Source organism: Herbaspirillum lusitanum (genome assembly GCF_026127345.1).
GTDB classification, from domain to species: Bacteria; Pseudomonadota; Gammaproteobacteria; order Burkholderiales; family Burkholderiaceae_D; genus Herbaspirillum; species Herbaspirillum lusitanum.
This window is the reverse complement of sequence record NZ_QXFG01000014.1, coordinates 1-26,995: the sequence shown is the minus strand read 5'-3', so window position 1 is coordinate 26,995 and position 26,995 is coordinate 1. Positions and strand designations below refer to the sequence as shown.

Genomic DNA, 26,995 nt, shown 5'->3' with positions numbered 1-26,995 from the left:
GGAGAAGATAATGTTGGGAAAATGGGCGAAAGTCATCTTGCAGACTGTCATGCTGAGCGGATTGTGCGCTTCCGTGCAGGCAAATACAACCGTTGCGGAGAATGCCCCGCCTGAACCGGCGCCGCTCGCCCAAAGCGACAACGCGCCGCCGCCCAAACGCATGGCGCTGCTGCTGCCGCTGCGTTCCAGCGTGTTCGGCGCCGCCGCCGATGCGGTGCGCACCGGTTTCCTGACCGCCTCCGAACGTACCCGCGACAATTTCGTCATCACCATCATCGAAACCGGCGACTCCGTGCAGGATGTGCTGAGCGCGTACAACGACGCTGCCGCCAAATACGACATCATCGTCGGACCGCTGGCGCGCAGCGCCGTGACCGCACTGGCGCAATCGAACAATATCGTCAAGCCGACCATCGCGCTGGCGCAGCCGGATCTTCCCGACGGCGCCGAGCAGCGCCTGCCGCGCCAACTGCTGCTGATGGGTTTGTCGATCGAAGACGAAGCACGCCAGGTCGCTGCCTGGACCGAACGCGTCAAGACGCCCGGCAAGATCTTTTCGGTCGCCACCAATGTCGCCTGGCAGCGCCGTGCCGCCAAAGCCTTCACCCAGCAGGCCCGGCAGATCGGCCTGACGGTCGACAACCTCGAACTGAGCGTGCCCAACAACGCGCTCAGCGCCAGCGGCCTGGCGCAACTGAGCCAGCGCATCCAGGCGGAAAGGCCGGCGCTGCTGTTCGTCGCGCTCGACGCCGCCCAGACCATCCAGCTGCGCAGCGCCATCGGCAGCGAGATTCCGCTCTATGGAACCTCGCAACTGAATCCGCTGACGCTGGCGACGGCGACGGCAGCGTTGGATGCGGCCGCGAAAGCGGCGGCCGCCAACACGGCGCCGCCTGTCAACGACAGCCGTCTGCCCGAGCTCGACGGCGTGCATCTGGTCGACATGCCGTGGCAATTGCAGGCCGACCACGCCGCCGTGGCCGCCTATCCACGCTCGGTCGCCAATACCGACGGCAAGCCCAACGCCGACCTCGAGCGCCTGTACGCGCTTGGCATCGACGCCTTTCGCGTCGCCAGCGAAATCGCGGCGCAGCGTTCCGGCTTCGACATCGACGGCGTGACCGGCCAGATCAACGCCAATATCGGTGCCGGCGCCACGTACTTCCAACGCAAGGAAACCCAGGCCGTCTACCAGGACGGCGTCGCGGTTCCGGTGGCCAACCAGCGCTGAACGCGCATGGCCTTGTTCGACCGGCTGCGCGGCAAGGCCGACACCGACCCGCGCACCAGCAAGCAAGTCAGCGGCGACGCCGCCGAGGATGCCGCCCTGGCCTTCCTGCGCGGCGAAGGATTGCGCCAGGTCGAACGCAACTTCCGCTGCAAGGGCGGCGAAATCGATCTCATCATGCAGGACGGCGACACGCTGGTGTTCGTCGAAGTGCGCAAGCGCAGCAAGGACAGCTTCGGCGGGGCGCTGGCCAGCGTCACGCAGGCCAAGCAGCGCCGCCTGATCGTCGCTGCCCAGATCTTCCTGCAGCGCTACCGCATGCCGCCGGCCTGCCGCTTCGATGTGATCGGCTACGACGGCGACCGCATGAACTGGCTGAAAAATGCCGTGGAAGCAACTTCGTAAACTTGTTGCCACGCTTCTTTACCGCTTGCATAAGCGGGGCCGCCCCCCAACTACACTATAATTGGCGAGCTTATCGGCACAATCTGCCGCTGCCTACCAGTTTCAGGCCGGCAATCCGGGCGAACGCACCAGACAATGTCGTTCTTCATGCATCGTTAAACCTACTCGCACCATGACCAATCAACGTATCCTTTCGCATTTTCAGGAAAGTGCCGAACTCAAGATCCACGCCGGCGCCGTGCTGGCGCAGCCGATCGAGCAGGCAATTGAACTTATGTTCACCGCGCTGTCGAATGGCAACAAGATTCTTGCCTGCGGCAACGGCGGTTCGGCAGCGGACTGCCAACATTTCGCCGCCGAACTGGTGGGCCGTTTTGAACGTGAGCGCCTGCCGCTGCCGGCGCTGGCATTGACGACGGACACCTCGATCCTGACCGCGGTCGGCAACGACTACAGCTACCTGGAAATCTTCTCGAAGCAGGTCCAGGCCTTCGGCCAGGCCGGCGACGTGTTGCTGGCGTTCTCGACCTCGGGCAATTCCGGCAATGTGCTGGCAGCCATCGATATCGCCCAGGAGCGCGACATGCGCGTGGTGGCGCTGACCGGTAAAGGCGGTGGCGCCATCGGCAAGAAACTGACCGACGCCGATGTGCATATCTGTGTGCCGCATGACCGTACCGCGCGCATCCAGGAAGTGCATCTGGTGACTTTGCATTGTATTTGCGACGGTATCGATGTCGCGCTCTTTGGAGGTGATGTGCATGAATGATGTCAAGGCTGGCTGGACCACGTTGTCGAAGTTGCGCCGTCCGCTGGCGGCCGCCGCCGTGTGCGGCATGCTGGCGATCGGCTTGCAGGGCTGCTTCGGCGTACTGGCCGGCGGTTTGCTGGCCGGCACCTTTGCCGCGACTGATCGCCGCACGCTGGGCGCGCAGACCGAGGACAAATCCATCGTGATCAAGGGCGAAGCCAACATCCCCGGCGTGGTGCCGCAAGGCTCCCACGTCAACGTCACCAGCTTCAACCGCAAGGTTCTGCTGAGCGGCGAAGTGCCTGACGAAGCATCCAAGGCCGCCGCCGAACGCGAGATCAAGAGCCTGCCGGGCGTCGAAGGCGTGTTCAACGAACTGGCCGTTTCAGGCTCGTCCAACTTCTCGTCGCGTTCCGGCGACGCCCTCGTGACCAGCAAAGTGCTGGCCAGCCTGGTCGATGCCAAGGATCTGTATTCCAGCGCGTTCAAGGTCACCACCGAACGCGGCATCGTCTACATCATGGGTCGCGTGACCGAACGCGAAGGCAAGCGCGCGGCGGATATCGCTGCCGGCGTGAGCGGCGTGCAAAAGGTTGTGACGCTGTACGAATACATTTCGGAAGAAGAACTCAAGCAGTATTCCCGCCAGGCACCGCCGGATCCGGCCAAGTAAGCCGGAGCCTGCCGCAGGGCAAGTCGCTGCAGCAGGCCGGAGCCGCCGCGTTCATGATTGTTCATGGTCCGGCGGTTTTTTCATGGCGCCTGAACTCATTCCGAAATGAGTTCTATAATGAGCGGATCGACTGACGCTTCCGGATGGTCTGGCACTGTTTGATGTTGTCGCCTTGTCATCCGGCAATACCGCTACGGAAAGAACATGGAAGCCAAAAACGCCACCTCGCCCGCTGCAACGCCGCGCCGCCGCCTCGGCCTCAAGCTGGGCGGACTGGCCGTCGTCGCAGCCGTGGCCTTGTTCGGCTATAGCTCGCTGTCGGCGCGCAATACCGCCCCGGACGTCACCTTCGTCAAACTGGACGGCCAGAAGGTCGCGCTCAAGGACTTGCGCGGCAAGGTCGTGATGGTCAACTTCTGGGCCACCAGCTGCACCACCTGCATCGGTGAAATGCCGCAGATGATCTCGACCTACAACAAGTACAAGGACCAGGGCCTGGACTTCGTTGCCGTCGCGATGAGCTACGATCCGCCGAACTACGTCCTCAATTACACCGAAACCCGCAAGCTGCCCTTCAAGGTCGCGCTCGATTCGCAAGACACGCTGGCCAAGGCCTTCGGCGACGTCAAGCTGACGCCGACCACCTTCGTCATCGGCAAGGACGGCAGCATCCTCAAGCGCTACGTCGGCGAGCCGCAGTTCGCCGAATTGCACCAGTTGCTGGAAAAGGCGCTGGCCGCCTGAAGCGGATATCTGATTCCGCAATGAAAAACGCCGGCTGCATGCCGGCGTTTTTCATGGGGCTTCCTGATCTGAGTTCAGCGCTGAATTCAGTACTGAATCCAAAACTGAATCCAGAGCGGAGCATCATCGTCAGAACTGTTCCCAGTCTCCTTCGGACGCCTTGGCAGGGACTGATGCCGGTGCCTGCTTCAGCTTGGGCGCATCGGCTTTCGCCACGCGCGCCCGCGTCGCTGCAGCCGGCTTGCGCTGCGGCGTGATGTCGAGCGTGCGCAGCGCCGGCTTGACCGCCACGGCGGTGTTGTCCAGCTTGAACACGCTGACCACCCGGGTCAGCGTGCTGGCCTGATCCTGCAGCGATTGCGCGGCGGCGGCGGCCTGCTCGACCAGCGCGGCGTTCTGCTGCGTGGTCTCGTCCATCTGCGTGATCGCGCGATTGACCTGCTCGATGCCGTCGCTCTGTTCCTGGCTGGCCGAACTGATCTCGCCGACGATATCGGTCACGCGTCTGACGCTGGCGACCACTTCGGTCATGGTGGCGCCGGCCTGTTCCACCAGCTTGCTGCCGGAACCCACTTTTTCCACCGAATCGTCGATCAGCGCCTTGATCTCCTTGGCCGCCGCCGCCGAGCGTTGCGCCAGGCTGCGCACTTCGGAGGCCACCACCGCAAAGCCGCGGCCCTGTTCTCCGGCGCGCGCGGCTTCCACCGCGGCATTCAAGGCGAGGATGTTGGTCTGGAAAGCGATGCCGTCGATCACGCTGATGATGTCGACGATTTTCTTCGACGATTCGTTGATCGCCCCCATGGTGTCGACCACCCGGCCGACCACGCTGCCCCCTTGTACCGCCACTTCGGATGCAGACACGGCGAGTTGATTGGCCTGGCGCGCGTTGTCGGCGTTCTGCTTCACGGTCGAGGTCAGTTCCTCCATCGCGGAAGCGGTTTCCTCCAGCGCGCCGGCCTGGCTTTCGGTGCGCGCCGAGAGGTCGAGATTGCCGGTGGCGATTTCACTCGAGGCGGTGGCGATGGTGTCGGTGCCGCTGCGCACTTCGCCGACGATATTGAGCAGGTTGTCGTTCATGGTCTTGAGCGCCTGCAGCAGTTTGCTGGTTTCATCCTTGCCGCTGCCGTCGATGTGCGAGGTCAGGTCGCCCGAGGCCACCGTCTCGGCGATGCTCACCGCCTCATTGAGCGGACGCGTGATGCTCAGCGTCAGCAGCCAGCCAAGAAGGCCGCCAAGGATCAATTCGATCATGCCCAGGCTCAGCAGCAAGGTGCGCCCCGATTGATAACTGTCGTTGATATGCTGCGCGGCCTGATTGATGATCTCGGTCTGGTAGTTGGCGTACTTCAGCACGCTGCCGGAGTACTCGTCCATCATCTTGACCAGTTTGGTGTTGGTCAGCTGCTTGGCTTCCTCTGCGTTGCCGGCGGTCTTCATCTTGAAAATATCTTCGCGCGTCGTGCGATAGACGGCGCGCAGCTTGCCGACTTCGTCGAACAGCTGCTTCTCTTCCGGTGAAGAAATCGCCGCTTCCACCCGTTTCTGGGTATCGCTGACCTTCTTCGATTCTGCATCGATCTGGGTCTGGAAGTACTTCTGGAATTCGGCATCGTCGCTGCGCATCACGGCGAAGGTGCGCACGCCGTTTTCCTTGATGGCGGCGTGCCAGCGCGAAGCGTCGCGTTCTTTCTGCAAGGCATTTTTCACCATGTCGTCGGTGGCGTCGCCGATGCCTTGCAGGCGCCAGACGCCGATGCCCACCATGACCGCCATCAACATCAGCATGGCGATAAAACCGATACCGAGTCGCACACCTATCTTGTAGTTCTTCATGGCCGTCTCCTTTTCCCGTACTGCGTTTTCATTTCCGCGCCGGTAGGCGCGAGCGTTGAATTATTGTTTTCGGTCCAGCGTATCACAGCGATTGGGCTTCAAACCGCAGGTGAGCGGTGCTTTGTCCGGCCTTTTGTCAACGCTGCGGTCAGCTGTACGTGAGGACGGGCGAAATTAACGCGATATGACCGGAATGCCGTCATGCAATAGTGACAACGTGCCGCTATAATCCAATGCTTCGGAAGTGCACCACGGCAATGCGCATGGCGCCGCATCACTCACTTCGCGATCACTTTCACGATCACATGACAATAAAACCGGACGTGGCTGCGCATGCCGCGGAATTAGAAAAACTGACGCAGTCGCTGGTGCGTGAACGCGACGCCCGCCTGCAGGCCGACATCGCCACCGAAAGCCGCCTGCGCCAGCTGCAAGTGCTCGAAGCCGTCACTGCGGCTGCCAACGATGCCGACACGCTCGACCAGGCGCTGCAATTCGCCATCGATGAGATCTGCCGCTACACCGGCTGGCCGCTCGGTCACTGCTTCCACGTGCGCAAGGGCGCCAAGCCATCCGTCCTGGTTTCCAGCGGCATCTGGCATGGCGCCAACCGGCCCGAATTTTTCGCCTTCCGCTGCATGTCCGGCGACCCGCAATTCCTGGCCGAGCAAGACCTGCCCGGACGCGTGCTGAAGGAAGCCGCGCCGGTCTGGATCGTCAATCTCGGCGCTGATCGCGATGCGCTGCGCGCCGACATCGCACGCTCGGCCGGCATCCGCGCGGCGATCGCTTTTCCGGTGATGAGCGGCGGCGATGTGGTGGCGGTGCTGGAATTCTTCTCGGTGCGCATCCTGCCGCTGGACGACAACTTGCTGCGCCTGATGAACCTGATGCGTCAGATCGGCACGCGCCTCGGGCGCGTCGCCGGGCGCGCACTGGCGCTGCGGCGGTTGGCGCACGACGCTTCGCATGATGCGCTGACCGGCCTGCCCAACCGCAGCCTGTTCCTGCAACAGCTGGAGCAGGCGCTGCAACGCCAGTGGGAAGACGACAACGCGCGCTTCGCCGTGCTGTTCATCGACATCGACCGCTTCAAGATCGTCAACGACAGCCTCGGCCACCTGGCCGGCGACCGCATGATCATCCAGGTCGCTGCGCGCCTCAGGAACGCCCTGCGTCCGGATCATCCCGGCTTGTCTGTCTCCTCGGCAGAGGAGGGCGCCAAGGGTATCAGCCCGAGCTACACGCTGGCGCGCATGGGCGGCGATGAGTTCACGGTGCTGCTGAGCGACATCGACGACGTCGGCGCAGCGGTGCGCATCGCCGAGCGCATCCAGGCGGCGATGGCGTTGCCGTTCCTGATCCGCGACCAGGAAATTTACGCCAGCGCCAGCACAGGCATCGTGTTCAGCGACGTCGGCCATACGCTCGCCGATGAAGTCTTGCGCGATGCGGACCTCGCCGTGCACCGCGCCAAGGCCATGGGCAAGAGTCGCTACGAAGTGTTCGACCGCAGCATGCGCAAGGGCGAGGTCAGCCGCCTCGCCATCGAGACCGCGCTGCGCCACGCCCTCAAGAACAATGAATTCGTACTGCACTACCAGCCCATCATTGAATTGCAGGGCGGCATCATCGTCGGCGTCGAGGCGTTGGTGCGTTGGCAGCGCGGGCCGGATGAGCTGGTCTATCCGGGCGACTTCATCGACGTCGCCGAAGACTCCGGCCTGATCCTCCACATCGGCATGTGGGTGCTGCGCGAAGCCTGCCGCCAGATGCACCAATGGCACCGGCAATTCCCGCGCGCCAAGCCGCTCACCATCAGCGTCAATATTTCACCGCGCCAGTTCGTGCAGCCCAACCTGGTGGACCAGATCAAGCAGATCGTCGCCGAGACCGGCATCGATCCCAATACCTTGCGCCTGGAGATCACCGAAAGCGTGACCATGGGCGACGTCGAGCGCACCATCCGCATCCTGTCGCAGTTGCGCGAGATCGGCGTGCGCTTCAGCGTCGACGATTTCGGCACCGGCTATTCATCGCTCAGCTACCTGCACCGTTTTCCGCTGGACGTGTTGAAGATCGACCGTTCCTTCGTCATGCGCATGAATGAGGACCACGAGCGTTTGCAGATCGTGCAGACCATCATGACGCTGGCGCGCAATCTCGGCATCGAGGTGGTGGCGGAAGGTACCGAGACCGAGATGCAGGTCGACCACCTGCGCAACATCGGTTGCGATTTCGGTCAGGGATTTTTCTTTTCGCGCGCGCTGGCGCCGGAGACGGTCACGGACTTGCTCTACGTGCCACACCATGTGCTCAAGACCGCTTTCGTCAATTCGCTGCAGACCACGCCGCACTGATCAGCGAACCGGTCAGACCCTGCGCAGGCGCAGGGCGCCCGCCGGTAGCAGCACGCAGACGGCGGCGCCGAAGATCAGCGCGAAGCCCAGCAGGTCGGGCATGCTGGGGCGTTCACCGAGCAGCAGCACCGCGCTGCTGACGCCGACCACCGGCACCAGCAAAGTGCCCAACGCGGCGACGCCAGCTGGCAACCTGGCAATGATTTCGAACCACAGGATGTAGGCCGCCGCCATACCGAAAAAGATGTGATAAGCCAACGCGACCATCACCGTCAACTGTAGCGCACCCAGGTGTGGCCAGCCCTCGAACGACAGCAAGCCGGCCAGCGCCACCAGCGCGCCGATCAGCAATTGCCAGGCGGCGATCGCCAGCGGTTCCGCATTGACCCTGGCCCATTTCGTATAGACGGTTCCGGCCGCCCAGGTCAGTGCCGCGGCCAGTGCGTAGAGGATGCCGTGCGGCAAATTCAGCAGGCCGCCGCCGATCAACGGTGCGATCAATACGGCGAGGCCGCCGGCGCCGAACGCCAGGCCGATGCCGCGCACGCGGTCGAGTTTCTCGCCGAGCGCGATGCGCGCAAACAGCGTCGCCCACAGCGGCATGGAATAGGTGATGATCGCCACGCGCGAGGTCGCCGCACCGAGCTGGGCGAAGGTCAGCAGTATATTGAACAGCGCGATATTGAGCAGGCCGGTCATGACGATGTGCGGACGATCGCGCCGGTCGATGTACAGGCTGCGGCCGCGTGCGAACGCCAGCAGGAACAGCGTGCACGCCGCAGCGCCGAGCCCGATGCTGCGCAAGGTCCATGGCGAAACCCCGCCCAGCGATACCTTGACCGCGGGCCAGTTGAGTCCCCAGAGCACGCCGAGGACGAGCAGCAACAATTTGGCCTTGGCGTTGTCCTTGCGGCCCTGCGCGCTCGTCGATGGCATCGTCGTAATACTCAACGTCAGACCGTCAGACCGGCGACGGTGTGGTCGCGTCCAGCGGATAGACCGGACGGCGTACCTTGCGGATCGGGAACAGATCGAAGTTGGAGCTGGTCGGGCCGCCGCTGTCGGAGTCGCATTCTTCCAGGCCCTTGCTGATCGGCACGAACACCGGACGGCAATACATGCGCGATTTCAGGATCACGTAATCCATCGTTGCCGGGTCCAGGCCCAGGCTGGTGAACACGCCCAGGTCATACGGTTCGACGCGTTCTTCGGTGATCACGATCTTGGCAGCGCCGGTATCTAACAGCACGCTGTTGCCCATGTTGATGGTGGATCCGGTATAGATCGGGCCGGACACGCGGAACACGCCGTCGGTGATCGCCAGCACCTTGCCGGTCAGTTGCAGCGGCGTCTTGACGATGCCCTGCTGCGTCAGCGCCACCTTGTTGCCGACCGCCAGCGTGACGGTAGCGCCGACGCCGGCTTTCAACAATTGCGCGACCGCTTCCGGATCGCTGATCGGACCGGCGGCGATGCCGCGCATGCCTTCGGCCAGTGCCGCTTCCAGCACGTCCATGGTGTTGCAGGTGCCGCCCGACATGACGTTGTCGCTATGGTCCAGCAACAGCACCGGGCCTTTGCCGGCGCCTGCCGCCATTTCGCGCGCATGCGCCAGCGACTGGCGCAGCGGCTGGCTGTCGTAGACGAAGTCGTCGCGCTCGGCCCAGATCTGTTTCGCGATCGCATCGGCGACGTTCTGCGCCAGCGCGATATCGTTGTCGGTCACCACCACTACCGACATGCCGGCATCGCGGAAGTCGGACAGCGGGAATCCTGCCAGCACCGATACCGCCAATACGCCCGCCTGTTTCTCGGCCTGCCTGGCCTGTTCGACTGCGCGCAGCATGGCCGAGGCCGAGGTATTGCTGGTCAGCGTCGCCGACAGCAGTGGTATTTGCCGCCAGCCGGTGACTGGATGCGATTTCTTCTGCAGCAGCTCCACCAGCAGGCGCCCGGCATGTTCACCGGTTTCATACATGTCGATGTGCGGATAGGTCTTGAAGCTGACGATGATGTCGGCGTTGTCGACCATCTTTTGCGTGACGTTGCCGTGCAGGTCGAGCGCCACGCACAGCGGTACATGCGGTGCGACTTTGCGGATGCGTTCGAGCAGCGCGCCTTCGCCGTCATCGGCGTTTTCCGCCACCATCGCGCCGTGCAGGTCGAGCATGATGGCGTCGCAGCCGCCCTCGATTGCCCGCACGATGGCGTCGGTCATCAGCATATAAGCATCGGCGGCCACCGTCGCGCTCGGGTTGGCCGTTGCGGACAATGGCGTCACGATAGTGGCAGCGATGCCGTCAGCGATGTCGAGGAAGGCGCCCATCGCGGTGCGTGCGCCTTTCTGGTCCTGGTAGGCAGCACCGTCCCATTGCGGCAGGAAGGCCTCCAGCGGCGTCGGGATCGGGGAGAAGGTGTTGGTCTCGTGATTCAGGCGTGCGATGACAATTTTCAACGGCATGACTATTCCTTGCTGGTTCTATATTCAGGCGACGACTTTTGCGCTGGCGAGCATGGCGTGCAGCAGCACGTTGGCGCCGGCTTCCAGATGTTCCGGTTTGGCGTCTTCGATCTCGTTGTGGCTGACGCCGTCCTTGCACGGCACGAAAATCATCCCGGCCGGCGCCAGGCGCGCGGCGTAGATCGCGTCGTGGCCGGCGCCCGATACCACATCCATCGTCGCGTAACCGAGCATCGCCGACGCATTGCGCACTTCGCCCACGCAGTCGGGATGGAAAGGGCAGGGCGGGAAATAGGACACGCGTTCCAGCTCGATCTTCAGTCCGGTCTTCTGACGCGTTTGCTCCAGACAGGCCAGCAAGTCTTCGTGCATCTGATTCAATGTCTCGTCGCTGACGTTGCGCAGATCAATGGAGAATTTCACCTGGCCAGGAATCACGTTGCGGCTGTTCGGCATCACCTGCACCTGGCCGACGGTGCCGCGACCGTAGGGTGGATAGCGGTTCGCAATGGCCACGACTTCCTGCATGATATAGGTCGACACTTGCAGCGCATCCTTGCGGATTTCCATCGGCGTCGGACCGGCGTGCGATTCAAAACCGGTGACCGTGCAGTCGTACCACGACAGGCCGAGCACGGCCGGCACCACGCCGATGACGGTGTCGGCGTTTTCCAGCACCGGGCCTTGTTCGATGTGCGCTTCGTAATACGCGCCGATCGGATGGTCGCCGCACTTCTGCTCGCCGATATAGCCGATGCGCGTCAGTTCATCCTTGACGTTCTTGCCGTCGACATCGGTTGCGCCGTAAGCATGCTCCAGCGTGAACGCGCCGCAGAACACACCGGAACCCATCATCACCGGCACGAAGCGCGAACCTTCTTCGTTGGTCCACACCGCAACTTCGATCGGCGCTTCGGTCTGGATGTTGTGCTGGTTCAGCGTACGGATGACTTCCATGCCGGCCAGCACGCCGTAGTTGCCGTCGAACTTGCCGCCGGTGGGTTGCGTGTCGATGTGCGAGCCGGTGACCACCGGCGGCAGATCGTTGTTGCGGCCGGCGCGGCGCATGAAGATGTTGCCGATCTGGTCGACGACCACGCTCATGCCCTCCTGTTTCGCCCAGCTGCTGACGAGGTCGCGGCCCTGCTTGTCGAGATCGGTCAGCGCCAGGCGGCAGACGCCGCCCTTCGGCGTCGCACCGATGGCGCCGAGATCCATCAGCGAGTTCCACAGGCGTTTGCCGTCGATGCGTAAATTGGTGATGCTGGTTTTCATGTCCATGAATGGCTCCGTCAAATTCTGTTTGTACGATATCCGGCTAGTAACTCAGGCGGCAACTCATGCAGCCAGATTCACGCCCAGATAGCGATCTTTCGCGCTGTCGTCGGCAAGGAATTCCGCATTGGTCGCGGTGTAGGCAATGCGCCCCTGCTCCACAATGTAATGCCGATCCGCCAACTGTGTGCAGACCTCCAGATTCTGCTCGACCAGGATGATCGACATGCCGGTCGCCTTAATCAGTTTGATCTGCGCCACGATCTCGTCGACGATCACCGGCGCCAGTCCTTCGACCGGTTCGTCCAGCATCAGCACCTTGGGATGCGTCATCAGCGCGCGCGCAATCGCCAGCATCTGCTGCTCGCCGCCCGACAACTGGCCGCCGCCGTTCTTGCGGCGCTCCTTCAGGCGCGGGAAGATCTTGTACACGTCTTCCAGGCCCCAGGCCGAATCCTTGCGCGCCGCCATGGTCAGGTTTTCTTCCACCGTCAGCAGCTTGAAGATGCCGCGATGTTCCGGCACCAGGCACACGCCGCGTGCGGCAATCTTGTAGGCAGGCAGGCCGGCGACGTTATTGCCTTCGAACATGACCTTGCCCTGGCGCGGTTGCACCACGCCGACGACGCTTTTCAAGGTGGTGCTTTTGCCGGCGCCGTTGCGGCCCAGCAGCGTCACCACTTCGCCGGCCGCGACCTGCAACGACACGCCTTGCAGCACATGGCTCTTGCCGTAATAACCGTGAATGTCTTGTACATTGAGGATCATGCCTTGCCTCCGGTGATCATGCTGCCCAGATAAGCGCGGCGCACGCGTTCGTCGTTGCGGATTTCATCCGGTTTGCCTTGCGCCAGGATCTGTCCCTGCTGCATCACCGTGATGCTGTCGGAGATGTCCATCACGATATCCATGTTGTGTTCGATCAGCACCACGGTGTAGTTGTCGCGCAGGCTGTGGATCAGCTTCTTCATGTCGGCGATGTCATCGATGCCCATACCCGAAGTCGGTTCGTCGAGGAAGATCACCTTCGGCTGGCCCGCCATCGCCATGCCGACTTCCAGGCGGCGTTGCTGGCCGTGCGAGAGTTCGGAGGAGAGGCGGTCAGCGACGCCTTGCAGATTCAGACGCACCACCAGCTGCTCGGCGATAGCGCAGGCCTGGCGCAGCAATTCGGGCCGCTTCCACGGATTGAGCGCTTGCGCGGGGCGTGTGCCCTGGGCGGCCAATCGCAGGTTCTCATGCACGCTCAGGTTGGGGAACAGGCTGGTCACTTGGAACGAACGCGCCAGGCCCTTGCGCACGCGCTTGTAGCCGGGCAGGTGCGAGACTTCTTCGCCTTCGACCAGGATGCTGCCTTCGGTGATCGGCGTGGTGCCGGTCAGCGTATGGAACAGCGTCGTCTTGCCGGCGCCGTTGGGCCCGATCACCGAATGCACCGTGCCGGGCAGGATATCCAGCGTGATGTTGTTGACGGCGGTGAACTTGCCGTAGCGCTTGGTCACGTTCACCGCTTTGAGGATGGGCGTACTCATCAATGACTCTCCTTGGCGACGTCGGCGCTCGGTTTTTCACCCGGGCGCAAGCGTCGCAGCAGCGATTGCGCAAGACCGTACAAGCCCTTGTGCATGTACAGGCTCACGCCGATCAGCAGGAAGCCGAGCAGCATCAGCCAGCGGGGCCACAGCGTCGACAACCAGTTGCCGACCAATACGTAGAACGAAGCGCCCAGCACCGAGGCAAACAGGTTGCCGGTGCCGCCGATCACGGTCATGATCAGGATCGATTCGCTGGTGTGGTATTCAATATTCGACAACGGTGCGACCCCGGTCATCATCGCGTGCAGGCCGCCCGCGAGGCCGGTCACGGCGCCCGAGATGACGAAGGCCGCCAGCTTCAGCAAGGTCACGTCGTAACCCACCGCCGAAGCGCGCGCTTCGTTGTCGCGCACCGCCAGCAAGGTGCGGCCCAGCACAGAGTCGACCACGCGTTGCAGCAGCCAGAACACCACCACGAACAGGATCGCGACGAAGCTGTAGTACTGCCACGACGTGGTCGTCGGCAACAGCGTATGACCGAGAACGGACAGGTTCGGACGCGGAATGTCGAGCAGGCCGTTGTCGCCGCCGGTGATGTCCTTCATCGTGTAGGCGAGGAAGTAGAACATCTGCGCAAACGCCAGCGTCAGCATGACGAAATAGGTGCCGCGCTGGCGGATCGAGAACCAGCCGACCAGCAGCGCAATCAGTCCGCCGATGACGGCGGCGATCGCCAGCGAAATCAGCAACGGCGCTTTCAGGTGCAACAGCGCGAGGCCGGTGGCGTAGCTGCCGATACCGAAGAAAATCCCCTGGCCGAACGACATCAGGCCGGTATAGCCGAGCAGCAGATTGCAACCGAGCGCAGCCAATGCATAGATCAGCACTTCGGTCGCCAGCGTGCCGGAGCCGACGCACAGCGGCAGCAGCAACACGACGGCGATGGCCAGCAGCGTAAAACGGAAATGAGCAATATGTTTCATGGCCGTCTCCTTAGCTGGCGCGGCCAAGCAGGCCGTTGGGACGCAGCAGCATGACCGCCGCCATCGCCACGTAAATCATCAGATGCGCGCCTTCCGACCACACCGTGCTCATCACGCTTTGCACGATGCCGACCAAGATGCCGCCCACCAGCGCGCCGGAGAAACTGCCAAGACCGCCGATCACCACCACGACGAAAGCGATGCCCAGCGCTTCCACGCCCATGAACGGCTCGACGCCGCGAATCGGCGCCGCCAGCGCTCCTGCAAGGCCAGCGGTGAAGGCGCCCAGTGCAAACACCAGACTGAAAATGCGATCGATATTGAGGCCCAGCAGCGACACCATTTCGGTTGATTCGCTACCGGCGCGCACGATGGAGCCGAGGCGCGTGCCTTCCAGGATCCACCACAGCAGCAGCGCCATCACGGCGGTGAAAGCGATCACGAACAGACGGTATTTCGGATACACGAAACCGCCGGCCATGACCACGCCTTGCAAGATATCCGGCGGTGAAATATTGTTGCCCAGCGGACCCCAATAAGAGATCACGGCTTCCTGCAACACCAGCGCCAGGCCGACCGTGAAGAGAATATGGAAATGATGCGGCAAGGCATAAATGTGGCGCAGGACGAAGCGCTCGACCAGGAATGCAAACAAGCCGACCACGACAGGAGCGATCAACAAGGACCACCAGAAATTGACGCCCATTTCACCAAGCTGGAAGCAGAAATAAGCACCCAGCAGGAAGAACGCGCCATGCGAAAAATTGACGAAACGCAGTAGCCCGAACACGATGGACAAGCCCACCGCCAAAAGGAAATACAGCATGCCGATGCCGATGCCGTTGGCAATTTGCAGCAGATAGATATTCATGAAACCTCGAAACGCTTGTGCAAGCAGCTTGCAGTAATGTGCGGAATTGGCGCCGTGCGAGAGAGGTGCACGGCGCCGTGCAGAAACGAATTACACCAACAGAATCAACCCAGTTTGCACATGGTTTTATCGAGCGCGAGGAAGGATTTTCCGGACGAGATGATGTCCGCGTAGTCATTCTTGTTGCGCATCTTCGACTTGGCCTTGCCCTTGAGCAGGTAGTAGTTCTTGATGACCTGGTGATCGCCCTTGCGGATTTCCTCGGTGCCGGTCAGGCCTTCGTATTTCATGCCCTCCATCGCCGCGATGACCGCTTTCGGATCGGTGCTGTTGGCCTTGATGATGGCGTCGAGCACGATCTTGGTACAGATATAGGAACCGGCCAGGCTGTAGTTCGGGTCGATCTTCAGCGCGTCGTTGACCGTCTTGACGAATTCCTTGTTGAACGGCGCATCGATGGCGTGCCAGTACTGCGCGCCGAAATACACGCCGTCGCAAATGTCCGCGCCCAGGGTTTCGAACTGTTCCAGTCCCGAGGCCCAGGCCATCAAAATCGTACAGTTGTTCTTCATGCCGAAGCTGACCGCCTGGCGCAACGTGTCCGACGATTGCGAGCCGAAGTTCAGCAGCAGCAGGACGTCCGGCTTGGCCGCCATGGCGTTGGTGAGGTAGCCGCTGAATTCCTTCTCGGCCAGCGAGTGGTAACTGTTGCCGACGTGCTCGATGCCCTTTTCCTTGAAGATCGCCTTGGCCGCGCTCAGCAGGCCGTCGCCGAACACGTACTGCGGCGTGATGGTGTACCAGCGTTTGGCGTTCGGCATTTTTTCCAGCAGCGGACGCACGGTTTGTTCGATCGCGCCGAAGGTCGGCACCGACCAACGGAAGGTGGCGCGGTTGCAATCGCTGCCGGTGATTTCATCGGCGCCTGCGGTGGTGATGAAGATGCTGCCGCCTTTTTCCGCTTCCTTGCCCATCGCCAGCGCTTCGCCGGAGAGGATGCCGCCGGCGAAAAAGCGCGTGCCCTTTTCCATCGTTTCCTGCACCTTGCGTACGGCGGTCGCCGGTTTTCCTTCGGTGTCCAACGTGGTGTAGCTCAGGTTCTTGCCGAGCACCTTGCCGTATTTTTGCAGCACCAGCTTCATGCCCATGTCGGCGTACTTGCCGTTGGCGGCGAAAGGGCCGGACATCGGCACCGGGCAACCGAACTGGATCGCATCGGCTTGCGCGAAGACATCGGTATAGGACAGTACGCCAGGTGCGGCAAGGGCGGACAGCTTGAGAAAATCACGACGTTTCATCATATTCACATCTCCAAAAAATGACTGCGCATTGAAAGGGTTGATCGGCAATTGAGTCGGGGTATTGTGACGCAAGTTCCATGCCCGTGACGATAAAAAATCATGGCGCCGCCAGAGGGAAAAATGCGCGGAAAAGCACAGCAAAAAACTATTGCAGGGATATGAGGAAATGCACCGCGTTTACCTCGGTAAAAGCGGCGTGAAGATGACGGTTTTGCGACCTTGTGCGCACGCGAATGTGCGAACGTCGCAATGCATGATGACGTTGGATCATGTTTGCTCCTCCTGGATTAATGTCTCTGTTCGTTTTTATATTTTTACTGCCGCGAATGCTTGCATGATCGTGTCTTCTTGCACGTCTGCATTTTGTTTTTTCGCGTTACTGCATGCTACGTGAATTACTTCCCCGAGGGATTTTTCTTTTGATGAATTTAATCTTTCCTTTCTGCAGATGACGGTGCATTTCCAGTATCGTCCTGCACCATCAAATTCGTCTTTCGCACCAATACTTCACATGAAAAAACCGGTTCCGAAAACGGCGACGGCATGAGGTTCGCTCATGCCGTTTTGTCTATGGAGAAATCGCCGTTTTCATTTTTCTTTCAGGATCATTTCATCTGCGGGAACGCGAACTCGGCGCCGGCGCTGGCGGTGTTCGGCCAACGCTGCATCACGGCTTTCGCGCGGGTGTAAAAGCGCACGCCTTCGGGACCGTAGACATGATGGTCGCCGAACAGGCTGCGCTTCCATCCGCCGAAACTGCTGAACGCCATCGGCACCGGCAGCGGCACGTTGACGCCGACCATGCCGACTTCGATCTGGCGCACGAACTCGCGCGCCACGCCGCCGTCGCGTGTGAAGACGGCGACGCCGTTGCCGTATTCGTGGTTGTTGATCAGCTCGACTGCGGTGGCGACATCCGGCGCGCGCACCACACAGAGAACCGGTCCGAAAATTTCCTCCTTGTAGATGGTCATCTCCGGCGTGACGTGATCGAACAAGGTGCCGCCGACGAAGAAACCGTTTTCACGACCCGGCACCTTGAAGCCGCGACCGTCGACCACCAGCGTCGCGCCTTCTTCGACGCCCTTGCCGATCAGGCCTTCGATGCGGGCTTTTGCCGCGGCGGTGACGACCGGACCCATCTCGGCATCTTTTTCCATGCCGTCATTGATCTTCAGATTGCGTGTGCGTTCAGCCAATGCAGAAACCAACTTGTCGCCGGCGTCGCCCACTGCAACGGCAACCGAGATCGCCATGCAGCGTTCGCCGGCCGAACCGTAGGCTGCGCCGATCAGCGCATCGACCGCGACTTGAATGTCGGCGTCCGGCATGACCACCATGTGATTCTTGGCGCCGCCCAATGCCTGGACGCGCTTGCCCTTGGCGCTGCCGCGCGCGTAGATGTACTCGGCGATCGGGGTCGAGCCGACGAAGCTGATGGCTTTGACTTTCGGATGATCGAGCAATGCATCGACGGTGACCTTGTCGCCCTGGATCACGCTGAACACGCCGTCCGGCAAACCGGCTTGCTGCAGCAATTCGGCGATCAGCAACGACGCCGACGGATCGCGTTCGGACGGTTTGAGGATGAAGCAGTTGCCGCAGGCCAGCGCGATCGGGAACATCCACATCGGCACCATCGCCGGGAAGTTGAACGGCGTGATGCCGGCCACCACGCCGAGAGGCTGGCGCATCGACCAGGCGTCGATGCCGCGTGCGATCTGGTCGGTGTATTCGCCCTTGAGCATTTGCGGAATGCCGACCGCGTATTCGACCACTTCGATACCGCGCGCGACTTCGCCTTGCGCGTCGGAGAAGGTCTTGCCGTGCTCGCGGGTGAGGATGGCGGCGAAGTCGTCGGCGTGCTGCTGGATCAGGTTCAGGAACTTGAACAGCACGCGCGCGCGCGTCAGCGGCGGCGTATTGGACCAGGCGGGGAAAGCGGCGACGGCGGTGGCGACGGCATCATTGACTTCTTCCGCCGTGCCCAGCGCAACGCGTGCTACCGCCACGCCCAGTGCAGGGTTGAAGACATCGGCGTAGCGGTCGCTGTTGGTGTCGACGCGGCGGCCGCCGATGAAGTGGGTAATCTTTTCCATGCTGACTTGTTTCCTTGTTTCTTAATCTAATGTTTTCAGGATTGCGGCGAGCTTGCCGAACAGTTCGTCGATGTGTTTCTTCTCGATGATCAGCGGCGGCGACAAGGCGATGATGTCGCCGGTCACACGGATCAGGATGCCGTCGTTGAAGGCGCGGCGGAAGGCGTCGTAGGCGCGTGCGCCGACCTTGCCCGGAATCGACGACAGCTCGATGCCGACGATCATGCCGATGGTGCGGATGTCGATCACGTGCGGCAGGCCGCGCAGCGCGTGGGCAGCCTCCTGGAAATAATCGGCGACGCCGTTGGCGTGTTCGAGGATGCCGTCCTGTTCGAAGATGTCGAGCGAAGCCAGGCCGGCGGCGCAGGCCAGCGGATGGCCGGAGTAGGTATAGCCGTGGAACAGTTCGATGCCGTCGGGGCCGTTCATGAAGGCGTCGTGGATGTGCGGCTTGACGAACACGGCGCCCATCGGCACCACGCCGTTGGTGAGGCCCTTGGCGGTGGTGAAGATGTCCGGCTCGACGCCGAAGTAGTCCGATGCGAACGGCGTGCCGAGGCGACCGAAGCCGGTGATCACTTCGTCGAAAATCAGCAGGATGCCGTGCTTGGTGCAGATGTCGCGCAGGCGTTGCAGGTAACCCTTGGGCGGGATCAGCACGCCGGTGGAGCCGGCCACCGGCTCGACGATCACGGCGGCGATGTTGGAGGCGTCGTGCAGCGTGACCAGGCGTTCCAGTTCATCGGCCAGGTGGGTGCCGTATTCCGGCTCGCCCTTGGTGAAGGCGTTCTTTTCGAGGTTGTGGGTGTGCGGCAGGTGATCCACGCCTTGCAGCAGCGCCGAATTGAAGGTCTTGCGATTGCCGCCGATGCCGCCGACCGACATGCCGCCGAAGCCGACGCCGTGGTAGCCGCGCTCGCGGCCGATCAGGCGGGTGCGGGTGGCGTCGCCGCGGGAGCGATGATAGGCCAGGGCGATTTTCAGGGCGGTGTCGACTGCTTCCGAGCCGGAGCCGGTGTAGAACACTTGCGAATAACGGCCGCCGGTGTATTGCTTCAGGCGCTCGGCCAGTTCAAACGCCATTGGATGGCCGAGCTGGAAGGACGGCGCGTAGTCGAGTGTCGCCACGGCCTTTTGCACGGCCGACACGATCTTCGGCTGGGCGTGGCCGAGCGGTACGCACCACAGGCCGGCGGTGCCGTCGAGGATGGCGTTGCCGGCGTCGTCGCGATAGTACATGCCTTCCGCCGACACCAGCATGCGCGGGTTGGCTTTGAAGTTGCGGTTGGCGGTATAGGGCATCCAATAGGCGGACAGATCGGAAGCGGAAAGTGGTTTGTTCATTTCAGGCGCACCTCGGGCGGTTGACGATGCTCGATTATTGCGAGACGCGGCCGGGATTGTTAGATACACTTTGGAATTAACCGAAGAACTGTATTGTTTATTTCAACAATCTGTATTGATGACACTTGCCCGCCTGACAAGGTCTTGAGAACGTCGGCAGCGGGCGGCAACGAGGACAACATGGCGAAGGCCCAGCGTGAAGCGGTTTACCTGACATTGGAGCGCAGCGGCGCCAAGGGCGGCTCCAGAAGCGGCAGCAACCGACTGGTCGAACAAGTGGTGAACGGATTGGCGCAATTGATCGAACAGGGCGCGCTGCGTTCCGGCGAACGCCTGCCCTCGGTGCGGCAGTTTGCCGAGTCGCACGCCATCGGCGCCTCGACCGTGGTGGAGGCTTATGAGCAACTGGTGGCGCGCGGCCTGCTGATCGTGCGGCGCGGCGCCGGCTTCTTCATCGCGCCCAAGGGCGCCAACCCGCCGCCGGCGATGGCGTTCACGCCGCCCGATCCGGTCATCGATTCAGCCTGGCTGTTGTCGGAAATGTTCGCCGACGAGCGGGTGCCGATCAAGGCCGGCTGCGGCTGGCTGCCCGGCAAGTGGCTGGACGATGAAGGTCTGCACCAGGCCGAGCGCCGCATCATCCGCTCGCCCGGCGCCCAACAGGTCGGCTATGGCCATCCTTACGGTTACGCGCCGCTGCGCCAGATCATTTGCCAGTTCCTGGCCAACTGGTCGCTGGAAGTCTCGCTCGACCAGGTGCTCACCTCGCACGGCGCGACGCAGGGGCTGGACCTGATCATCCGCACCATGGTCAAGCGCGGCGAGACGGTGTTCGTCGACGATCCCGGTTATTGCAACCTGATCGCCATGCTCAGGATGGCCGACCTCAACGTGATCGGCATTCCGCGCACGCCCACCGGCGTCGACACCGAGATGCTGGAGACGCTGGCGCGCACGCACAAGCCGAAACTGTTCTTCACCACCAGCGTGCTGCATAACCCGACCGGCACGTCGTACACGCCGGCCTGCGCGATGCGTGTGTTGCAAGCGGCCGAGCGCCATGGCTTCTGGGTGGTGGAGGACGACATCTTCCGCGAGCTGGGCCAGCCCACCGATCCGATGCTGGCGGCGCTGGATGGTTTGCAGCGCGTGATCTACGTCGGCAGTTATTCGAAGACCATCGCGCCCTCGCTGCGTCTCGGCTTCATCGCCTGCCAGCGCGACCTGGCGCGCCAGCTGGTGCATACCAAGATGGTGCTGAGCCTGACCAATTCCGAAATCAACGAACGCCTGGTGCACAGCGTGCTGACCGAAGGCCATCATCGCCGCCATGTCGAGAACCTGGCGGCGTCGCTGCTCAATGCGCAGTCGCGCGTCAACGGCAAGCTCAGCGAGAGCGGCCTGACGCCGTTTACCACGCCGCGCGGCGGCATGTTTTCCTGGGCCCGTCTGGACGGTTGCGATCTGAGTGCGCGCGAGATCGCCGACCGTGCGCGGCAAAAGGGCATCTGGCTGGCGCCGGGAGAATTTTTCCATCTCACGCCGCCGGACGAGCCGTGGTTCCGTTTCAACGTGGCGTATGCGGATGCCGCCGAGTTGTATGAATTTTTCCGCACGCTTTGATGTCGTAGCAACTCCTCCTTCCATCATCTGATGATCTCTTGAAGAAAATGACGCAAAAATTCAACCCTGACTATGCAAGTTCGGCCGGCATTCGCGCCGTGGTGTTCGATTTCGGCGGCGTGCTGTTCGACTGGAATCCGCTGCACCTGTACCAAGACCTGATTCCCGATGCCGCCGAGCGTGAACACTTCCTCACCCATGTCTGCTCGCCCGACTGGAACATCCGCCAGGATGGCGGCCGCACGCTGAAGGAGGGCACCGAATTGCTGCTGGCTGAACATCCGCAGCACGCGCCGATGATCCGTGCCTTCTACGATCGCTGGACGGAAATGCTGCGCGGACCGCTGCATGACGGCGTCGAATTGCTGCGCACCTTGCACGACAAGGATGTGCCGCTGTTCGGTCTTACCAACTGGTCGTCGGAGACGTTTCCGTATGCGCTGGCGAACTATGATTTCCTGCAGATCTTCCGCGACATCGTGGTGTCCGGCACCGAGCAATGCATCAAGCCGGACGACGTGATTTACCAGATCGCGCTGACGCGCTACGGCAAGCATCTGCCCAACCTGAAGCCGTCGGAACTGGTCTTTCTCGACGATTCGGCGAAGAACGTCGAAGCGGCGCGCCGGCTCGGCTGGCACGCGATTCATCATGTCGATTGCGCCGAGACGGTGAAGCAGTTGCGCGAACTTGGCTTGCCGGTCTAAGCCGATTCAACGATGCGTGCAAGCGGCGAGATGCGCGCGCCACGCATCGGCTTTGCCCAGCCAGCGGCCGGTATCGAGTACTTCGAAGCGGCCTTCCTGCTCCAGCACAAAGGTCGGGAACCCGTGGCCGCCGACTTGCGCCAGGAAACGGCGGCTGGCGGCAATGTGCGGCTGCAGTTCTTCCTTGCTGATGCGTGCATGCGCTTGCGCGAATGCCTCGCCATCCAATCCCACCTCCACCGCCAGCGCACGCAGTACGTCCGTGTCGGCGATGCGTTGTCCTTCAATGTAATGGGCCTTCTGCAAACGTGACAGCAGATCCAATCCACGTCCGGCGATGTCGTCCGCCGCCAGGATTGCCGCAATCGGCGGCGCCGAATCGAACACCGCCGTTTCATCCAGCAGCAAGCCGTTGAAGTAGTCGTCGCCGAATGGTTGCCCGCTCAGTTCCGCGATGCGGTGATCGTGCGGCATGACGTAGTTGCGCAAGGCCGGGCTGACCTGCTTGCGGTTGGCGCCGGTCATCATGCCGCCGCCGTGGCCGATCACGGGCATGACCCGGCGTGCAGCTTCCGCCAGCGGCGCGGCGCCGTAGCACCAGCCGCACAGCGGGTCATAGATGTAATGCAGGGTCGTGGAGCTCATGGTCTTTCTTTCTCTTTGCGCGATCGACAGTCTGGCGTGAAACGCCGGCGCAGGTGCGCCGGCTCTGGCTATCGATCTCGCTGCTTCAATGAGTGGATACCCGATCGGGTGTTGATGCCGTCTTGCCGAACCGTGTTACCACTTGATTTCGCCTTTGGCGACCTTGGCGCTCAGTTCCAGCACCGATAAATTGGTCGGCGCCGGGTAGCGTGCTTTCATTGCAGCGATCAGCGCGGTGGAGTCGACCGCCTTTGCAGTTTCTGCATCGAATGCCTTGATGTAGTCGCGGGTGTATTTCACGGAGGCGATGGTCATTGGCGCACCGGCGGCGTAGTGGCCAGGGATGACAATCCTCGGCTTCAGCTTTTCGATACGGGCCAATGTGCCGAGCCAATCCTTGTGCGATTGCGCACCTTGCGTGTCGGCCATCCAGATGTGCTCGCTGCCGTTCACCACCACGCCGCCGACCACGGCTCCGATGGAAGGAATCCAGACGAAGCTGCGCTCGGGCTGCGGGCCGTCAAGACCGATTACTTGCAGCTTCTTGCCTTCCAGCGTCAGCGTGTTGCCGTCGAGTACGTCGGGCACGATGGTTTGCGTCGGCGCATCGGCGCCCAGTTTGGGGCCCCAGAAGGCCAGCTTCTGAGCGACGGTTTCCTTGATGTGGGCCACGGTCTGCGGCGTCGCCAGGATCTTCACGTCAGGGTAGGCGGCCTTGATGGTGTCGAGGCCGAAGTAGTAGTCCGGGTCGCCGTGGCTGATATAGACCGCTACCAGTTTCTTGCCGCTGGCGCGGATTTTTTCCACGACCTGCTCTGCCTGCGTGCGGCCGAATTGGGCGTCGACAAGAATCGCGTCTTGCTTGCCGGTGACCAGCACCGAGCTGACCGGGAACAGCGCCTTGTCGCCGGGGTTGTAGGCATCCAGTTTGAGGACGCTGTCGGACGCTGCAGCAGCGCCGGCGGCAAGAATGCCGACAGCCGCGGCCAGTGCCAGCAGCGGACGGGAAATTGTGTGGAAGCTCGAATGCATGTTCATCTCTCCAAAACGGTTTAAACACAGGGAAAAGTGCGACGGATGAAGATTAATGATTTATTTGTTTTGGAAAAACAGCATAATGAAACATAGTTTGTTTCTAAAACCGGACATATCTAGGATATCAAGAGAGAGGGCGGTGAGACCGGCATGGACAGATTGACCGCAATGCAGGTGTTTGTGAGCGTCGTCGACAGCGGTAGCCAGTCGGCGGCGGCCTTGCAACTGGATATGTCGCGGCCGGTGATTTCACGCTATCTGGCGGAGCTGGAAGAATGGGTGGGCGCGCGCTTGTTGCACCGGACCACGCGACGCCTGAGCCTGACGCCGGCCGGCAACGAGATTCTTGAACGCTGCCGACAGATGCTGTCATCCGCGAGCGACTTGCAACATGCGGTCAACCAGCCGCAGCAGGCGCCCAAGGGCTTGTTGCGCATCACCACGACGACCTCCTTCGGCCCGCAACTCGCGCGTGCCGTGACTGCCTACTGCAAGCGCTATCCCGGCGTGGCGGTCGATCTGGTGATGCTGGATCGCACCGTCAATCTGGTGGAAGAGCGCATCGACCTGGCGATCCGCATAACCACGCGCCTTGATCCCAACCTGATCGCGCGCAGACTGTCAGTGTGCCGTTCAACGATTTGCGCGTCGCCCGACTATCTGCGCGAACACGGCACGCCAAAAAAGGTCGCGGACCTGGCGCTGCACAATTGCCTGACGCATTCCTACGTTGGGAAAAGCCTGTGGGAGTTCGATCACAAGGGCAAGCACAGCTCGGTTGCGGTCAGCGGCAATATCAGCGCCAACGAGGCGATGGTCTTGCTGTCCGCCACGCTGGCCGGCGCCGGCATTGCCCATCTGCCATCCTATGCGGCTGCGCCATATGTGGCGTCCGGCAAGCTGGTGGCGCTGCTGCCGCAACACGAACCGACGGTGCTCGACATCTACGGCGTGTATGCCTCGCGCAAGCACATGCCTGCGACTCTGCGCACCATGCTGGATTTTTTGGCGGGGCGGTTTGCCGACGAGCCGGAATGGGGAGAGGGCTAGCCGGTTTCAGGGAGTGATGCTGAGCAGCTTGTGCACGAGTTCGGAAGACGTCGCCGCGCCGAATTTGCGCATCAGCCGGGCGCGGTGCATTTCCACGGTACGCGGGCTGAGTTCAACCTGGCGTGCGATCAGCTTGCTGGTCTTGCCTTCCACCAGCAGCGCGGCGATCTCGCGTTCGCGTGGCGTCAGTCCGGGAGCAAGCGGACGTTTGGCGCTGACGTCTTCAAAAGTCCAGATACCGGCCGCATGCGGATCGCCCTGCACCAGCGAGGCGCCGGTGACGTGGCACCAGAACATTTCATCGCTGGCGCGCTTCATGATGCGTTCGTCCGAATAGAACCCCTTTTCGTTGAGGATCGGCACCAGGCGCACGCCGGTGCGTTCGAATTCGTCCGCAGTCGGATACAGCACCATGAAGGACTGGCCCGACAGTTCACCCGGCGCATAGCCGAACATCTTCGCCAGCGCCAGATTGCTTTGCTGGATCACACGATTGTGCGACACGCACATGCCGATCGGGGCGTGCATGAATACTTGTTCGAAGTCGACGGAATGCGAGTTGCTCATTGTCCAGGGAAAGTTCTTGTATCGTAAAAATACTGGTCAGGATTCCGAATTCTAAGGCCTGGCGGGGATTCTAGGTATTTTTACCGTATTGTTGCTGCCCTATCAGCGTCCTATGATGCCTGCTGACATTTTGAACCTATAAGAATCGAAAGGAGACACGTGAATAAAGTCTATTCCGACGCGTCCAGCGCGTTATCCGACATCGTCAAGGACGGCCAGACGATTGCCGTCGGCGGCTTCGGCCTGTGCGGCATTCCTGAAGCGCTGATTGCGGCCTTGCGCGACTCCGGCGTGCAGAACCTCACGGCGATTTCGAACAACGCCGGGGTCGATGGTTTCGGTCTCGGCCAGCTGCTGACCACGCGCCAGATCAAGAAAATGATCGCTTCCTACGTCGGCGAAAACAAGGAGTTCGAACGCCAGTACCTGGCCGGCGAACTGGAACTCGAATTCACCCCGCAAGGCACGCTGGCGGAAAAGCTGCGCGCCGGCGGCGCCGGCATCCCGGCGTTCTTCACCAAGACCGGTGTCGGCACCTTGGTCGCCGAAGGCAAGGAAATCCGCGAGTTCGACGGCGCCAAGTACGTCATGGAACGCTCGCTGGTGGCCGACGTCTCGCTGGTCAAGGCGCACAAGGCTGACCGTGCCGGCAACCTGGTCTTCAACAAGACCGCGCGCAACTTCAACCCCAACGTCGCCATGGCCGGCAAGATCACCGTGGTCGAAGTCGAGGAACTGGTTGAAGTCGGCGAGCTCGACCCGGACCAGATCCATACCGCCGGCATTTTCGTGCACCGCATCGTGGTCAACGCCACGTCGGAAAAGCGCATCGAACAACGCACGGTTTCGGCTGCGGCGAAATAAGGAGATCATGAAATGGCATGGACCAGAGACGAAATGGCTGCGCGCGCAGCCAAGGAATTGCAGGACGGTTTTTACGTCAACCTCGGCATCGGCTTGCCGACCCTGGTGGCGAATCACGTTCCCAAGGATATTGAAGTCTGGCTGCAGTCGGAAAACGGCCTGCTCGGCATCGGCCCGTTCCCGACCGAAGACAAGGTCGACGCCGACCTGATCAACGCCGGCAAGCAAACCGTGACGACCATTCCCGGCTCGTCCTTCTTCGCGTCGGCCGACTCCTTCGGCATGATCCGCGGCGGCAAGATCAACATCGCGATCCTGGGTGCGATGCAGGTGTCGCAACAAGGCGACCTGGCCAACTGGATGATCCCGGGCAAGATGGTCAAGGGCATGGGCGGCGCGATGGACCTGGTGGCCGGTGTCGGTCGCGTGGTGGTGCTGATGGAGCACGTGGCCAAGGGCAAGGATGGCAGCATCTCGCAAAAGATCCTGAAGCAATGCAACCTGCCGCTGACCGGCGTGGGCGTGGTCAATCGCATCATCACCGATCTCGGCGTGATCGACGTGACGCCGCAAGGTCTGAAGCTGATCGAGCTGGCCACCGGCGTGAGCAAGGAAGACGTGATCGCGAATACCGAAGC

Annotated in this window: 25 protein-coding genes; 11 read left to right on the top strand and 14 right to left on the bottom strand. The window is 61.8% G+C overall.

The genetic code is table 11. From position 1 onward, the window contains the following. Positions 1-10 precede the first annotated feature (10 nt). The 5 genes from DXT88_RS19630 to DXT88_RS19610 all read left to right on the top strand — a co-directional run bounded on the left by DXT88_RS19630 (position 11) and on the right by DXT88_RS19610 (position 3,801). Positions 11-1,231 (top strand): penicillin-binding protein activator, encoded by a 1,221-nt coding sequence (locus DXT88_RS19630; RefSeq protein WP_265215690.1) that lies wholly within the window; start codon positions 11-13, stop codon positions 1,229-1,231. 6 nt (positions 1,232-1,237) lie between these two features. Further along, positions 1,238-1,633 carry a YraN family protein gene (locus tag DXT88_RS19625; RefSeq protein ID WP_265215689.1) on the top strand — a complete coding sequence of 132 codons (396 nt, stop codon included), beginning with the start codon at positions 1,238-1,240 and terminating at the stop codon, positions 1,631-1,633. Positions 1,634-1,805: 172 nt separating this feature from the next. Then, a complete protein-coding gene (locus DXT88_RS19620) occupies positions 1,806-2,402 on the top strand; it encodes a phosphoheptose isomerase (protein ID WP_016833801.1) in 597 nt (198 codons plus the stop codon). Beyond that, on the top strand, positions 2,395-3,057 hold the full coding sequence (locus tag DXT88_RS19615) for a BON domain-containing protein (RefSeq protein ID WP_016833802.1): 663 nt from the start codon (positions 2,395-2,397) through the stop codon (positions 3,055-3,057). The genes DXT88_RS19620 and DXT88_RS19615 overlap by 8 nt, the downstream gene beginning before the upstream one ends. 204 nt (positions 3,058-3,261) lie before the next feature. After that, positions 3,262-3,801: a peroxiredoxin family protein gene (locus DXT88_RS19610; protein WP_016833803.1), complete on the top strand. Its 540-nt coding sequence runs from the start codon at positions 3,262-3,264 to the stop codon at positions 3,799-3,801. Positions 3,802-3,930: 129 nt separating this feature from the next. Here DXT88_RS19610 and DXT88_RS19605 read toward each other — a convergent pair whose 3' ends face one another. Beyond that, positions 3,931-5,637 (bottom strand): methyl-accepting chemotaxis protein, encoded by a 1,707-nt coding sequence (locus tag DXT88_RS19605; RefSeq protein WP_265215688.1) that lies wholly within the window; start codon positions 5,635-5,637, stop codon positions 3,931-3,933. A gap of 305 nt (positions 5,638-5,942) precedes the next feature. Between DXT88_RS19605 and DXT88_RS19600 the strand changes: the two genes are divergently transcribed. Beyond that, the gene (locus DXT88_RS19600; RefSeq protein WP_265215687.1) at positions 5,943-7,997 is read left to right on the top strand and encodes a putative bifunctional diguanylate cyclase/phosphodiesterase; all 2,055 of its coding nucleotides are present in this window, start codon (positions 5,943-5,945) and stop codon (positions 7,995-7,997) included. 12 nt (positions 7,998-8,009) lie between these two features. On the opposite strand, the gene DXT88_RS19595 is transcribed toward DXT88_RS19600, so the two are convergent. The 10 genes from DXT88_RS19595 to DXT88_RS19550 form a co-directional block, all read right to left on the bottom strand. Continuing rightward, positions 8,010-8,933, bottom strand: a complete 924-nt coding sequence (locus tag DXT88_RS19595) for a DMT family transporter (RefSeq protein ID WP_265215686.1) — start codon at positions 8,931-8,933, stop codon at positions 8,010-8,012. 25 nt (positions 8,934-8,958) lie between these two features. Further along, positions 8,959-10,458, bottom strand: coding sequence for a M81 family metallopeptidase (locus DXT88_RS19590; RefSeq protein ID WP_265215685.1), 1,500 nt, complete (start codon positions 10,456-10,458; stop codon positions 8,959-8,961). A gap of 24 nt (positions 10,459-10,482) precedes the next feature. Then, positions 10,483-11,739 carry a Zn-dependent hydrolase gene (locus DXT88_RS19585; RefSeq protein ID WP_265215684.1) on the bottom strand — a complete coding sequence of 419 codons (1,257 nt, stop codon included), beginning with the start codon at positions 11,737-11,739 and terminating at the stop codon, positions 10,483-10,485. A gap of 57 nt (positions 11,740-11,796) precedes the next feature. Then, entirely contained in the window at positions 11,797-12,501 is a 705-nt protein-coding gene (locus tag DXT88_RS19580; RefSeq protein WP_265215683.1) for an ABC transporter ATP-binding protein, read from the bottom strand. Next, entirely contained in the window at positions 12,498-13,265 is a 768-nt protein-coding gene (locus DXT88_RS19575; protein WP_265215682.1) for an ABC transporter ATP-binding protein, read from the bottom strand. The genes DXT88_RS19580 and DXT88_RS19575 overlap by 4 nt, the downstream gene beginning before the upstream one ends. Then, complete coding sequence (locus DXT88_RS19570; RefSeq protein WP_265215681.1) at positions 13,265-14,251, bottom strand: branched-chain amino acid ABC transporter permease; 987 nt, start codon at positions 14,249-14,251, stop codon at positions 13,265-13,267. Before DXT88_RS19570 ends, DXT88_RS19575 begins: the two co-directional genes overlap by 1 nt. Before the next feature lie 10 nt (positions 14,252-14,261). Then, complete coding sequence (locus DXT88_RS19565) at positions 14,262-15,122, bottom strand: branched-chain amino acid ABC transporter permease (protein WP_016833812.1); 861 nt, start codon at positions 15,120-15,122, stop codon at positions 14,262-14,264. A 104-nt stretch (positions 15,123-15,226) separates the two neighbouring features. Beyond that, the gene (locus tag DXT88_RS19560) at positions 15,227-16,420 is read right to left on the bottom strand and encodes an ABC transporter substrate-binding protein (protein ID WP_265215818.1); all 1,194 of its coding nucleotides are present in this window, start codon (positions 16,418-16,420) and stop codon (positions 15,227-15,229) included. Between the two features lie 608 nt (positions 16,421-17,028). Beyond that, complete coding sequence (locus DXT88_RS19555; RefSeq protein WP_265215680.1) at positions 17,029-18,522, bottom strand: CoA-acylating methylmalonate-semialdehyde dehydrogenase; 1,494 nt, start codon at positions 18,520-18,522, stop codon at positions 17,029-17,031. Positions 18,523-18,543: 21 nt separating this feature from the next. Then, positions 18,544-19,866: an aspartate aminotransferase family protein gene (locus DXT88_RS19550; RefSeq protein ID WP_265215679.1), complete on the bottom strand. Its 1,323-nt coding sequence runs from the start codon at positions 19,864-19,866 to the stop codon at positions 18,544-18,546. A gap of 180 nt (positions 19,867-20,046) precedes the next feature. Here DXT88_RS19550 and DXT88_RS19545 point away from each other — a divergent pair, with 180 nt between their 5' ends. Both DXT88_RS19545 and DXT88_RS19540 read left to right on the top strand, forming a co-directional pair. After that, positions 20,047-21,489: an aminotransferase-like domain-containing protein gene (locus tag DXT88_RS19545; protein ID WP_265215678.1), complete on the top strand. Its 1,443-nt coding sequence runs from the start codon at positions 20,047-20,049 to the stop codon at positions 21,487-21,489. A gap of 47 nt (positions 21,490-21,536) precedes the next feature. Then, positions 21,537-22,196 (top strand): HAD family hydrolase, encoded by a 660-nt coding sequence (locus DXT88_RS19540; RefSeq protein WP_016833817.1) that lies wholly within the window; start codon positions 21,537-21,539, stop codon positions 22,194-22,196. 6 nt (positions 22,197-22,202) lie between these two features. Here DXT88_RS19540 and DXT88_RS19535 read toward each other — a convergent pair whose 3' ends face one another. Together DXT88_RS19535 and DXT88_RS19530 are read right to left on the bottom strand one after the other, a co-directional pair. Next, positions 22,203-22,841 carry a DsbA family protein gene (locus tag DXT88_RS19535; protein ID WP_265215677.1) on the bottom strand — a complete coding sequence of 213 codons (639 nt, stop codon included), beginning with the start codon at positions 22,839-22,841 and terminating at the stop codon, positions 22,203-22,205. A gap of 135 nt (positions 22,842-22,976) precedes the next feature. Beyond that, on the bottom strand, positions 22,977-23,873 hold the full coding sequence (locus DXT88_RS19530) for an MBL fold metallo-hydrolase (protein ID WP_265215676.1): 897 nt from the start codon (positions 23,871-23,873) through the stop codon (positions 22,977-22,979). A gap of 153 nt (positions 23,874-24,026) precedes the next feature. On the opposite strand from DXT88_RS19530, the gene DXT88_RS19525 reads away from it, so the two are divergent. After that, positions 24,027-24,926: a LysR family transcriptional regulator gene (locus DXT88_RS19525; RefSeq protein WP_265215675.1), complete on the top strand. Its 900-nt coding sequence runs from the start codon at positions 24,027-24,029 to the stop codon at positions 24,924-24,926. A 6-nt stretch (positions 24,927-24,932) separates the two neighbouring features. Here DXT88_RS19525 and DXT88_RS19520 read toward each other — a convergent pair whose 3' ends face one another. Next, entirely contained in the window at positions 24,933-25,493 is a 561-nt protein-coding gene (locus DXT88_RS19520; protein ID WP_016833823.1) for a PAS and helix-turn-helix domain-containing protein, read from the bottom strand. 159 nt (positions 25,494-25,652) lie between these two features. On the opposite strand from DXT88_RS19520, the gene DXT88_RS19515 reads away from it, so the two are divergent. Then, positions 25,653-26,357, top strand: a complete 705-nt coding sequence (locus DXT88_RS19515) for a CoA transferase subunit A (protein WP_265215674.1) — start codon at positions 25,653-25,655, stop codon at positions 26,355-26,357. A 12-nt stretch (positions 26,358-26,369) separates the two neighbouring features. Then, on the top strand, positions 26,370-26,995 hold a 626-nt coding region (locus DXT88_RS19510; protein ID WP_265215673.1), incomplete at its 3' end, for a 3-oxoacid CoA-transferase subunit B.